This window comes from Herbaspirillum sp., from assembly GCF_035644555.1.
In the GTDB taxonomy this organism is placed as follows: Bacteria; Pseudomonadota; Gammaproteobacteria; order Burkholderiales; family Burkholderiaceae_D; genus Herbaspirillum.
In genome coordinates this window covers 195,947-208,948 of record NZ_DASQOH010000070.1, presented here as the reverse complement: position 1 = coordinate 208,948, position 13,002 = coordinate 195,947, and the positions used below count along the sequence as shown (strand labels likewise).

The following is a 13,002-nucleotide window of genomic DNA, read 5'->3' as shown; positions in this document are numbered from 1 at the left end:
TATAGTCTCGGGCTTGCCTCCTGGTGATATAGCTCAGCTGGTTAGAGCACAGCACTCATAATGCTGGGGTCGGTGGTTCAAGTCCACCTATCACCACCAGATACCCGTCGCTGCATGTGCAATCATGCGTATGCGGCGCCGTCCGAAAAACCCGCCTCTTCGAAAGAAGGGCGGGTTTTTTGTTTTGGGTGGCTCTAGCGCTAGGGTGCTGGCGCCCCACTCGTTGTACCCCGCAACCCCTTAACGCAACTCACCAAATCCGTCAGATATCACAAAAACTGTAAGCGACTTGATACCTTAGGGGCCAGAAAATACGAAACACCCCGGCCAAAAAAGCGCACCAGTCCTCGTACAGCCCCGCCTCATAACGCTTCGCCCCATTTCCGGCGGGGCGCCACCAGCCGCCATCCTCGCCAACTCGCGAAGGCTGATTTGACAAATTTAAGTACAATCTGCACCAAAAAGCATCAAATAGTACAAATTCAACGTATTACCATTGGCTGCCGAGCCTTGAACCGATTACAATTTCGGCGCTCTCAGACATTAATTCGCAGCTTCAAAAGAGCGTCAAACGAAATGGTCAGCATGGCATGGGCAATACCACCATGACCGACAGAAGCTTGTGACCGGCTTCCCGGCCGGCACCCAACTCAAGGATTTGCTCATGATCAAGCAACCCGGCAGGCTGCATCTCGGCGATGGCGTTGCCATGGCCGCATTCGATACCGGCTACGCCAGCCGGCGACAGGGTGCCAGGACATGCCGTTAAGACTCAACTCCCGGGGCATTCCCACCTGGCGCGGTGCCGAATTGGACCTCCCCCCGAAAGAAAGGGCGGTACTGACGCAACTGATCCAGAATTCGCCCGATCCCGTCAGCAAGGACGCGATCATCCAGCACGCATGGATGGGAGATCGTTCCGTTTCCGACGACAGCCTGGTGCGCTGTATCAGTCAGCTGCGCAAGGCCCTCCCCGACGTGAAGATCGAATCGGTCTATGGCTATGGCTACCGACTGCTGGCAGCACGAGCCACCTCTGCCGATCAGCCGCTGCCATCGGCCAATGCCTCCATGGCTCATGAGCAGTTCCTGCACGCCTCCATGCTGGCGCAACAACATAGCGCCAAGCCCCTCAAGCAGGCCATCAACGTCTTCCGTTCCATCATCCTGACCGCGCCGAATTTCGCGCCTGCCAAGATCGGCCTGGCCAAGACCATCACCACGGCCATGGCCATCGGCCTGGATACGCATGTGGGCGCGTCCCAAGCGGAAGCCATCGAACATCTCGAGGCGGCCGCGGTGCTGGTACCGGACTCACCCGACCTGCTGTCGGCACAGGCATGGCTGCGGGACAGCCAGTGGCGTTTCCGCGAAGCCCGTGCAATGCATCTCGAGGCGCTGCGCCTGGCGCCCGACAATGCCGACGCCCTGCTCTTCTATGGCCTGCACCTGTCCGGCACCGGCAACCCCGAAGAAGCCATCGGCCCATTGCGGCGCCTGCTGACGCTGCGTCCCTACAGTATTCAGATACGTGCCATCCTCGCGCGCACGCTGGGCATGGTCAACCGCTATACCGAAGCCATGGAAGAGATCGCCATCGCCGAAGAGCACGACCACGCCGCCGTTGCCAGCCCGGCCCTGAAGGGCGTCAAGATCATGGTCAGCGTGGCCTTCGAGCCGACGCAGAGACTGGCACAGATCGCCGAAAAGTTATCCAGTTCGACCAATATTCCCCCTTACGCGCGAATCAACCTGCCCTATGTGCTGGCGCAATGCGGCCTGCTGTGCAAGGCCCGCAATCTGGTACAGGAACGCCTGCAGAGCTGCCTGCCCAACAGCCCCGAGGGTATCCTGATGGTCAAGGATCTGGTGGCCATCGGTGAAATGGAGCAGGCTGCTGAACGCCTGTTGGGCGCGTTCGCCTCACGGTTCAGCTATCTGCCCTTGTTCCTGCAGTCACCGGAACTGGCGCCTTTGCTGACGCATCCGGCGATCGCGAAGGCTTATCAGGACATGTACCAGGAGGTGTGGCAGGACCGCGAGCGCTCTTCGATGATCAGGCATCCGTGACAGGGGTACGGGCCAGCCGGCCCGCACATCGGTTCCTGCCTCCTGACCGCCTGCAAATGCTTCATGAACGTGACGGTCAGTGGCTTGGTCATTTGGGCTGGAAGCTGAAGGAAAGGCGACCTTGTCGATAGCGGCGGGCCCGAACACGATCACCTGCGAGTCCTCCATCTCGTTGACCATGATTGGTGTGCCTGGAGTAGAAGCTTTCCTCAAGCAGCAGTGCCGTATGGCGGGCAGCAGCGTAAGCTGTTTGGTGGGCATTTGCAGGGCAACGCGGGAAAGCCGATCCAGACGCAACGCCGTCGCATGATCATGCCAGGGGAAATCGACATCGACGGAGGCATCAGCAAAACGGTCCGATCATGTGGCGACATGGGACATGACAGTTTCCCGGTCCGCAATCGCAATCAACGGGTCCAAGAGTAAGAACGCGTGCAAGGTCCAACACCAGGTCCGGTTTTCCAATGGTCCGCTGCGCCAGAGATCACGGTGATGGGAATCTCGCCATAGGATTTGGCCTGGAGTACACCCTCCGTCTTCAATTTTTCTGCCAACGGCATGCCGGTCCGGCAGATATCCATGCGGCACGAAGAAAGCCGGATCGAGGTATTCCCGGAAGTCTCATGACCGCTCTACTTCTACGATCCAAGCTGCCGCAACTTGTCGATGGCGGCATGGTAGAAGGATTCCACGAAATGGAATGGCGCCGGCCCCCAGGGATGCTCATCAGGGCAATGGCACACTTCATCGTGATAATCGATGAAGCGTGATGCCGGCAGCGTATCGGCCATGATTCCATACAGGCGTTCGAGCGTCAGGTTGGCCGCTTCGATCTGCTCTTGAGTCACGTTCGGGAAAGCTTTCCCGCTCTGCGTGCCGGACTGCCAATAGACCCTGTTGACATAGGTCCTCTCCAGCATTCCGGTAATACGCAGCAGTTCGACCAGAGCGCGCCAGCCGCGGGTCCATGTCTGCATGAAAGGCTCTGACCCGCTGCGGATGATCCTGATCTTTTTACTCTCCTGCAGCTCCTTCAATGCGCCGGTCTTGATGAACTCATTGGAAATCGTACATACCGCACCGTTCGACACCGCGGCCAGGTTGAAACGCTCATCGATCAGATCGATCAGCACCAGATCGGCAGTGATCGACTGCAGCCGCTTCCTGCCGGACTTGGTGATATCCATGCCGACGATGCGCTGCTGGAAATTCGAGGCGAGCCGTTCACTGAAGATGTCGGCGAACGGTGGCGGCGAAAACAGGCTGCCGATGGATGATCTGGCGATGTAGTTCACCAGCTGGAATTCACCGGGTTCGGCGAAATTGAAGATATCCCGGGAGACGCAACTACCGATGATGGAAACTCTTGTCACGATAAAACTGCACCTGTATTACGCATGCCGACTCCTTCTGCCAGTGGCCACCACCAAAGAATGAAACTACAAGAAAGTCTGAACGAAAACCCGGTCCCCGACGCTCAGGATTGCCGGATGATCTCCGCCAGGTCCAGGCTTGCCGTACGATCCGTCTTGATCTTTCCTCGCGCGCATAGATCGAGGAATTCAGAGGAAGTGATCACATCGTAATCCTTGGTCAGCCTGCGCAACAACTTCCTGTAACCCTCCAGGCGCTGGTCATCCCGATAGCTCCCGAGTCCATTTTCATCCCAGTAAAGCAGCGACCACGAATGCAGCAGGAATACCGCGAATTCCGGCGTACCGCTGATCATGTTGAGCAGGAAGCGGCCCCACCAGGGATCGAACCGGAAATAAACCGATTCCGGATAGGTCAGGCGCACCCAGCGTTCCTTCTTGCCGACCTTGGGCAAGATCCGCTTTTCCGTCATCGGTACTTCGATGACCCCGTTGGACCACTGGAATGGATGGTTGGTCGGAACGCTGTAGATACATTGCCCGGTATGGACAGAACAGACGGTGTTATTGAACGACAGCGGAATATCGGCAGCCTTCAGCGCACGGATGGTCGAGGCATTCCAGCGGAAGGAACCGGCACGGTGAGACAGCACCGGCTTGCCGGTCTCCTTCGAGATCAGATCCGCAAAATGGCGGATCACGAACTCCGCCCTGCTGTCGTCTTCGTACTGATTCATGTACTGCGGCCGATCCGACAGACCATGTTGCTCCCAGAAACTCTTGGGCAGGTATTCGGGATGGGTGTGCAACTGCACGTCCTGTCCGGCCGCATCAAGCCAGCGGACGACTTCCCGCAGTTCATCGAGATAGCCATAGGCACCACACATGTCGACGAAGAAAATGTGCTTGGCGCTGAATTCGTCACCGATTTCCGCCATTTCCCGAATACCGGCCGTTCCACTGGCATGGCGCCCCCAGATCAGGCGGTTGACGTGGTCACCGGTGGCGCGTTTGGGGAGCGCCTCGGTATCGACGGTAAGCATTGCATAACGATTAGCCATGGCTGAACTGACCTTCCTTTAGAAACCTGATGATGAATGGCCCGTCATCGGCACCGGCACCGTCCCGACGGGATCGGCCTGTTGCAGCGAAACCACCTGCCTGACTTTGATCTTTCTGCGCTTCATCAGATCCAGCAAGTCGGTGGTGGTGATGACGTCGTAGTCTTTGACGATCCGGGCGACCAGTTGCCGGTATTCCTCCTGGCGTTGCTCCCCCAGATGGATGGCATGATGATTGTCGTCCCAGTGCAGCAGCGACCAGGAGTGCAGCAGGAACACCTGCAGATCCGTCGGCCCCGGAAGCCAGCGCCGCCACCAGGGCAATTGGGGTGCCGTGTACTGGAAATAGGAGGACTGGGGAAACATCAGGCTGACCCATTTCTCCGACTTTCCGCGCTGCGGGTCGGCCGGATAGTAGCGCTCGGTCACCGGTACCTCGATCACGCCATTGGACCAGGCATATGGCCTGTTGGTCGGTTCGGCGTGGGGACTGCGGCCCAGACCATGGGCGCGCATGGAGTTGTTGAACGACAGGGGAATGCCCGCCCGCCCCAGCGCACGGATGATGTCACCATTCCAGCGGAACGATCCAGCGCGATAAGCCTGTACCGGCCGGCCCGTCAGCACCCTGAGACGCTCCGAGAAGAACTGGATGACGAACCCGGCGCGCGCAGCGTCTCCATACTCGTTCATGTAGCGTGGCCGTTGTGACAGCCCATGCTGTTCCCAGAAAGACGCGGGCAGGATTTCCGGATGCAGGTGCAATTGAACGTCCTGCCCCTGCCCATCCAGCCAACGCACTACCTCCGCCATCTCCCCGGGATAGAGTTGGTCGCCGCACATGTCCACGAAGAAGACATGGGGAGCGCTGAATTCGGTTCCAATGGCGCACATCTCGCGTATGCCAGCCCGCCCCGCGACGTGTTCACCCCATACCAGCCGGCGGACGTGATCCACGGCTGCACGGGCCGGCAATGCCTCGGTATCGACGGTGAGCATGGCGTAGCGGTTTTGCATCAGAACACTCTCTCCCTGCAGGACAAGGCCGCCCTCAGACGGCCTGCTCCAGCACCTCATATTCGGTCACGGCGAAACTCCAGAGGCAGGAGTTCCAGCCATTCCAGTTCCTGAACAAGTCATTCTCATCCAGGGCGATACCATAGCGCCTGCGGAACCGGCTGTTTTCATAGGCGGACAACATCGCGCGCCTGCGGCCAGGCGACACATTGAAGCGGTACGCGGCCTTCTGTACCGGGATATCGATCAGATCCAGCCTGGCTACCAGATCCGAGCGCAGCTTGTCGCGTCCGATCCGTGGATCGGGAAGATTCTTCCACTGGGCCGGCATGGCCATGGTCATCTCCAGCATCGGATAACTCAGGAATGGGAAGAACACATCCTCGAATGCACTGGCCATGCGATGGATGCTCTCGCCTCTGGTACCGAAGAAACTGCGCGCATAGAGCCAGTGATCGAAAGGTACCGAATAGGTTTCCTGGGCGCCGGATAACAGAACATGGCGGGTCGGATCGAGGCCTCCCCAGAAATCGATCTGGTAGGTATAGGGATTCCAGCCTTCACAGGGCAGATCGGTCCGGCCGATGTCATAGACATCCGGCCGGCTATCGTCCAGTACCGAGATGTTGGTCCAGTCGTTGGCGGCCATGATCTGGCGGAAGGACTCGGCCTCATGAGTACACCAGCAATGGAACAGAACATTATCGAAGGACATCTTCCCCTGGCGGCGCAGACGCGCCATGGTCCCCGACAGGATGCGGCTGTCCGAGCCTGAGGAATGTGCCATCAGGTATCGACGTCGGGGGTTCATGCGCAGCAGGACTTGTTCCAGCGTCGACTCGAGCAGATCGAGATAGGCCTCGTAAGAACCCTGAAATACGGGCCGCCCGGGCCGCTGCCACCGATGGCAATACGCAGGTGGAGGAGCACGACGGATTTCCCTGAAAGGCGTCTCGGTGGTGTTGACGAACTGGCGGTCCAGAAAGCGCTCATCGAAGGTGAGCGACTTCTGCTGCTGTGCCAGCAGGTGAAAGCTGTCCGAGTAGCGGTCGTGCCTGTCCACAAATACACAGCGATTGAAAAAATGCCGGGTATCCAGTGGAGAACGGTGAACATAGCGCATGGGCCCGGTCTCCTCTTGCATAGTGGCCACACAGCCGGACGGGGGCAGCTTGTGCATAACGTTACTCGTCATTGCCGCAGCATCAGACATCGTCACGGAACAGTCTGGCGAAGCCGGCCAGCGTCATCCCCGGCGAGATATTCAACCGCGAGATCATGAGCTTGTTTCCCGTCTGTGGCTGCGTCCATCCATTCTCGGTCGTATAGAAGTAGCGAAAACCAAGCTGGCTCAGGCGTTCGGTCACCTGTTCATCGTACTGACCAAAGGGAAAGCAGAAATGACGTGTCTGACCCAGGAGGGCCCGGCTCAGTGCCACATCCTCGTTCAGCACGGCGCTATCCGCCGACAGCAGATCCGAGCGGGAAGCAGTCCGCTTCATCGAATGCAGGTTATGGGTATGTCCAGCCCATTCGAACACATCACTTGCCGACGCCATCTCGGCAAGCGAAATGTACTGCAGCTTTTCGGGCAAGAACCTGGCCTCGGGCAGTGCCGGCTGGCGCCCGGTGATCAGGAAGACAACAGCGGTAAAGCCACATTCCTTGAGAATCGGGTAGCAGAACTTCAATGTCGTCAGATACCCGTCGTCGAAAGTGATGAGCACCTTTTTCTCCATGGCGGGATCCGCTCCGTGGTCGAGAAATGCCTCGAACTCAGCCAGCGTCAGTGAGGAGTAGCCGTTTTCACGCAGCCACGCCATCTGCTCGCGAAAGCTCTCCACGGAATTGGTCACCGAGCCATCGCGATATCTTCCGGCCACCTTGAGTTCCAGCGGCAGATGATGATGGTAGGTGATGACCGGGATCCGCCTTGTACGCTCAGGAGCCGTGCTCTCTTCGTCGGAGGAGGCATCCGTGATTTCCTGCTCGTTGGCCATTCCCAGCCCTGCGAGGCAGGACAGCAGGAACAGGACGATCCACCGTAGCAATGTCTGAGGAAAAAATTTCATGATGTCTTTGCTAACTGACGATGCCGATTGATCACGCCCGCCATACCGTCTCGGCCGGAGCGAACAGCGACAGCTCCGCCCGGCTCATCGCCTCGGCACTGCGCGAACCGCGCACCGAACTGGCTGCCTGGGCCGAAAGCCTGGCAAACAGAGAGTCATCCTCATAGAGCGACAGGATTGCCCTGGCCATACCCTCCACGTCTTCCGGCGCACATAGCATGCCGTTGAGCGGGCAGACGAAGTCGCCGACGGCGCCGACCTCATTGGTCACCGGCACCAGCCCTGAGGACATGGCCTCATCGCGCGACACACCCTGGGTATCCATGCGGGTGGGAACCAGGAAGATCCCATAGTCCTTATGCAAGGCTGCGATCTCATCCTGAGCCAGGAAACGTCGCTCCAGCCGCACGTTGGCAAACGAGCGCAGCGGCGCCACCGTGTTTTCGAACAGCTCGCCATCCCCGATCAGATGGAATTCCATACGGGCGAATGCGGGATGAGCAGAGAGCGCCTGGATCACCTTGACCGTCAGATCGTTGGCGTAAGCGAGGGCCGAATAAGGCCGGATGGAGAGAATTTTCCTGCGCTGGTCCGGTGGCTTGGGCACATAGGAGAATTTATCGGTATCGATGGGATTGTGGATAATCGAATATTTCTCCGATGGCAGCTGCATGCCGATATCCTCAAAGACCTCGTTGGCAAAGGACTGCGAGACAAAGACCAGGTGCAGATTCTCCGGCATGTCCGAGAAGATGCCGCGCCAGAACTGGGTACGCTGATCGCCCAGCTTCTTCTTGTGCTCGATCTGCTGAGCATCAAATAGGGCGAACTCGAACTGGCGACGCTGCCATGCCTGGATTTCCGCCCCGTGTACCCATACCGTGACACGGATGCGGTCGATGTACTTCTGCAGCACCTGCCACATCTGCCGGTCCAGCATGTGCACCAGCACATGTTCCACCTGGCCGGTGGCCAGGGTGGCATCGAGCAGTTCAGCGTCCCCGGTAGCCACATCCACACCTTCGAACTCGCGGTAGCCGGGCGGCTGCCGGCTGATGCGGAAGACCTCCGTGAGCACGCCGGCGCCCCGGTAGGCGCGGATGCGCGTGTGCAGGAAGCCATAGCGGTACAGATCATCGTAGGCCGGATACTGCTTGCTCAACACCAGCACCGGCGAACGGCAGACAAAACTGGCCGGACGCTCGGAATGGCTGCCCAGCACCAGTTTTTCGATCCGGAACTCACCGTCGCCTTCGATGCGCAGCCCGAAGCGGATTTTCTCGCATTCCGAAGGGATGGCCAGCGAATGCTTGTCACCGGCCTTGTTGATCTGGTGCGAGAGTTTCTTGCCGTCCTTGTCCTGGAATTCGAAGATGGTACGCACATCCAGCTCCCCCGAGGAGCACAGCCGGAACTGACTGTTCAGGACCAGGTTGAGTTCCTCGCGCGAAAAGGTCTTGCCGGCGTACAGATATTCATGGCTGCCCATCCCCAGCCGGGACTGGACCAGCAGCGAGCCTCCGGCCAGCTTGAGCTGGATGTGCTTTTTCGGAGGCAGCAGTTGCGACAATCTCCCGGGCTCCAGGCAAGGCAGGCCGCTGGTGTCCTCATCCTGGCGATAGGAGGATGGTGAAAGACGCCCAGTGACAGCCTTCATCGTGCGTGGGAAATCGATACCCTGGTCGACCAGTTGCAGATCGTCGACCTCGCGCTGCAACTCCGGGGACAACATGGCGCCTCCCTCGATATAGTTGAATTCGTCGATCGCCACTATGCTCTTCAGCGCCACCGTCGTAGCTTCCGGTGTGACCAGCAGTTGCTCCAGCACGTCCGGGGTGACGGCGCTCGACCTGAGCAGACCCCGGCGTACAGCCAGCGCCGGGACGGAACGGTAGGCAGTACCGTCCTCCTCCACCAGACGACCGTCTGTAGCGCGATACCGGGCCGCCTTGCTCCAGGCATCGGCCCCGCTGTATGTACTGGCCAGGACCAGATCTGTCAGGTAGTTCGGTCCGTAATAATCCTCGGGGCATAGCACACCCAGCAGGGCATCGTGCGCCAGAGCCTTGATACGCTCCCGGCACTGCGATTCATCCACCCAGACCAGTAGACCTTGCGTCCCCTGGATGCCCATGGGTTCGCCGATGAGAAGCAGGGTCCGGTTGGCATAGGTCTGCCGTGAGAAGGCCGCCACCACGCGTTGCAGTTGCGCCTCGTTGCTCACCCGAGCGACCAGGACCACCGGAGCTGTCGCGGGAGTCGCTGCACTCCTGGCGATACAGGCGCAAATGGAGGACATGCGATGCGCATAGGTGTGCTCGGACATGACCTTGCGCAGACCCAGCAGCCGGAACTTGCGGTAGTTCACATCACTGGCCACGATCTGCCGCAGCCTTGCATCAAGTTCCTTCGGACTGTCCGAACACACGACCAGCTCACCGAAGAGCAACCGGACGCCACGCGAGAAGTTGCTCACCACCACCGTATTGGAGGCCAGCAATTCGAACACCCGGCGCGCAAACATCGACTGCGACTGTTTGATGGTGTTCATGTTGATGCCGTAGCGATAGCCCTTGTAGGCGCGATCGATCTCGGAAAACGGCAACTTGCCCAGAATCATCGGCTTGTACTTATCCGGGAAGGTGTAGTTGGGATGAGGCTTGTCGAAGTTGCGGTCGTAGATCTCCACCGGCCGGAAGTCCTTGACCGTATCGATCAGCGAAGAAAAGTCGCGCTGGCGTTCCGGGTAGCGCAGGTAATAGGAACCGGCAAAGTTGAAGGCGTCCTTGCGTTCGTAGGTTTCAAGCGGGTTATGGACCTTGGGTTGGGCCGCGAAGCACAGCAGGAAGACCCGCTCATGTTCCAGCAGTGCCTTGTAGCGCGGGATGCAGTCGATGTCGGTGGTAAAGACGTAATCGACCTGCCTGGCGAGGTCGATGAAGGTGCCGAAGTGCACCGGATCTTCCTTGTTCCAGAACATGGACGGGATGCCCTTCCTGCGGCACCAGTCGATGCAGGCATTGATCTCCGCACCGTTGGTGCTGATCTTCAGTTTCCATTTCTGCTCGAAGCCCTGCCAGGCCGATTCTATGAACAACAGATCCGGCTGGAACTGCTCCAGCTGTTCCACGCAGCGATCCGGGTCCAGCTGCAGCAGTGTGCATTCGGGATCGTAGGAATGGAAGGTGAATTCATCCATCACCGCTGCCACGCGCAGCTTGCCCGGGGGGATCGTCGCCAGTGCCTTGTGGCGCGGCGAATTGAGGAGACGGCGCCGGCACAGCGCCAAATTGGCGGCGACGTATTGCACGCCCAGCTTCTCGCCCAGGGCCTGGTAGCTGAACAATGCGGCCCCGAAGTCACCTCGTTCGAATTCCTCCGCTGCCTTGCGGGTCAGCGATGGCGTTTGCAATTCCGTGTCCTTGTCGGTTTTCATTTTCTTTCCTTGCTGTATTGCCTCACTGGGCCACGGCGAGCGCAGGCCGGATCTCGATGAGGCAGGCATCCTTGTGCAGTTTCTTTTCGATCAGGCGCGCGGTCTGGCCGGCAGCGTCGATATCGGCCAGCCACATCTGTGCCACTTCCTTTTCGTCGGCGCGCACGTAGTCGTCCATCAGGACGTCGATGGCGCGTCCGGCAAAATGGGTCAGGATCGAAGGCAGCGCCGGATAGCGCGCGTGCTGGCCAATGGCCGCCGGCGGTCCGTCGACGATCACCAGGATGCGGCCTGCCGCCGGCATCTGGCGTGCCAGGACAGCCAACACGTCTTCGCAGGTATAGAACGGGTACAACTTGCCGCTGGCAGCCACCCAGTCGGCCAGTGGCGCGAGGTGCAACTCGGCATGCGACTGCAGGTCCAGCTGGCGCAAATGGGCCAGGGTCTTCTGGAAATACGGTTCCAGATGATCGAAGGAAACGAAACTGGCCGTCGTGCGTTGCGGCGGGCGGTCCTGCATCAGTTGCAGGGCCTTGGCCACCACCGTGGTGGAGATTCCCGAGCCGAACTCGATCACCAGATCGTAGGCGTTACACTCGATCAGCTCGACCAGGTAATGCGCCAGGTCCATATCGATGGCCCAGGAATGATGTTCACTGTTGAGCATGGGGAGTTCGCCCGAGGCGAAGTAACTCTGCACGCCGAGGAAAGCCTGCACCTGCCGGGTGACATTGAGGGACTCATTCTTGACCACATTGTCCAGATAACGCCGTACCTTCAACAACTCCTCGGACTGCCTCTTGAATGCTTCCTCGATGCGACCGCCGGTGGCGGTGCCAGCATCCCGGATGACTTCCACGGACGCGCCGAGCTTTTTCAGCATCTCCTGTTGCGACAGCAAGGTCTGCATCTGCGTCGTCATGACACCCGTCTGGGCGGTCAGCGCCTGGTTGTGTGCCAGTACGGTATCCAGTTGTTGCTGCAGCTCCAGCCGCTGTGCCGCCATGGCTTGCATTTCGCTCACCAGCGTCGCACCTTCCTGCTGCAACCTGACCTGCTCGGCCTGCAAGGCCACCTTGTCCTGCTGCACCAGGCGATATTCGCTGCGCAACCAGGCCTGCTCCTGTATGAGCGTCGATTTCAGCGCTTCCAGTGCCGCCACGCGCTGTTGCAGCTGAGCGGTCTTCTCCAGCGTCTCGCTGGCCTGCTTTCTAAGGGCGGCCTGGCGTTCGTTGAATTGGGTCAGTTGCAGTGCTTTGCCATGCCAGAACTTCTGCGTCTGCTGACGCAGCTTCTCCACCTGCCGGAGTTCGGACTCGCTGAACGGCGTGTCCTCCGGCAGACAATCCAAATTGGCCTGGGCCTGCTCCATCACACCCGCCTCGTACTGACGCAGTGCCAGCCATTTGAGGCGGAACGGCCGGGGCTCCAGCTCATAGGCCTTGCGCGCAAGGTCAGCGGCAGCCAACGCATCTTCTTTCTGCAGGCTGCGCGCCAGGGTGGTCAGCGCCTTGGCCCTCAGTTCGGGTGCCGCCATGCAGCGGTCGAACAACTGGTCGACGGCGCGTACCCCGCCGCTGGTATACGCGGCAAGCACCTTGCCGAAACCCTGCCCGCCCATCCGGGCGGCCCCTGGCACCCGTTGCCAGAGCTGCCGCCACCATGAACGGCGTCCGTTCACACCCGCATGGCGCCGCTCGGCAGCCAGGTTACGTTTCCAGGCGGCGATGAAGGCCGCGTTGCCGAGGTTTTCCGCGCATACCTGCACGACGTGGTCGTCGATCAGGTCGATCCTTACGGTAGCTGCCGGCGGCAACGCATGCTGGCGCTCCATCTCTTCCTGCAACACTGCCAGTTGCGTCAGCAGCAACTGGTTCTCCTGCTGCAGGTCCTGGTTCACTTCCAGCAGGCCGTCGGGCCGAAGGGTCTGATTGTTCTCGTTCTCGTTATGCATGGGCGCGATTTCCCTGGAC

At 59.5% G+C, this 13,002-nt stretch carries 8 protein-coding genes and 1 tRNA gene; 2 read left to right on the top strand and 7 right to left on the bottom strand.

Annotation, left to right across the window (positions count from 1 at the left end):
- The first annotated feature begins 22 nt into the window (after nt 1-22).
- Nucleotides 23-99, top strand: a tRNA-Met gene (locus VE092_RS19850).
- Nucleotides 100-759: 660 nt separating this feature from the next.
- Nucleotides 760-2,070 (top strand): winged helix-turn-helix domain-containing protein, encoded by a 1,311-nt coding sequence (locus tag VE092_RS19845; protein ID WP_324879713.1) that lies wholly within the window; start codon nt 760-762, stop codon nt 2,068-2,070.
- A gap of 638 nt (nt 2,071-2,708) precedes the next feature.
- On the opposite strand, the gene VE092_RS19840 is transcribed toward VE092_RS19845, so the two are convergent.
- The 7 genes from VE092_RS19840 to VE092_RS19810 form a co-directional block, all read right to left on the bottom strand.
- On the bottom strand, nt 2,709-3,443 hold the full coding sequence (locus tag VE092_RS19840; RefSeq protein ID WP_324879712.1) for a DUF6270 domain-containing protein: 735 nt from the start codon (nt 3,441-3,443) through the stop codon (nt 2,709-2,711).
- 104 nt (nt 3,444-3,547) lie between these two features.
- On the bottom strand, nt 3,548-4,504 hold the full coding sequence (locus VE092_RS19835) for a polysaccharide deacetylase (RefSeq protein WP_324879711.1): 957 nt from the start codon (nt 4,502-4,504) through the stop codon (nt 3,548-3,550).
- An 18-nt stretch (nt 4,505-4,522) separates the two neighbouring features.
- The gene (locus VE092_RS19830; RefSeq protein ID WP_324879710.1) at nt 4,523-5,521 is read right to left on the bottom strand and encodes a polysaccharide deacetylase; all 999 of its coding nucleotides are present in this window, start codon (nt 5,519-5,521) and stop codon (nt 4,523-4,525) included.
- A 34-nt stretch (nt 5,522-5,555) separates the two neighbouring features.
- Entirely contained in the window at nt 5,556-6,644 is a 1,089-nt protein-coding gene (locus VE092_RS19825; protein ID WP_324879709.1) for a hypothetical protein, read from the bottom strand.
- An 82-nt stretch (nt 6,645-6,726) separates the two neighbouring features.
- Nucleotides 6,727-7,593 (bottom strand): polysaccharide deacetylase family protein, encoded by an 867-nt coding sequence (locus tag VE092_RS19820; protein WP_324879708.1) that lies wholly within the window; start codon nt 7,591-7,593, stop codon nt 6,727-6,729.
- Nucleotides 7,594-7,624: 31 nt separating this feature from the next.
- Entirely contained in the window at nt 7,625-11,029 is a 3,405-nt protein-coding gene (locus VE092_RS19815) for a glycosyltransferase family protein (protein WP_324879707.1), read from the bottom strand.
- A 22-nt stretch (nt 11,030-11,051) separates the two neighbouring features.
- Nucleotides 11,052-12,983, bottom strand: coding sequence for a hypothetical protein (locus VE092_RS19810; RefSeq protein ID WP_324879706.1), 1,932 nt, complete (start codon nt 12,981-12,983; stop codon nt 11,052-11,054).
- Nucleotides 12,984-13,002 lie beyond the last annotated feature (19 nt).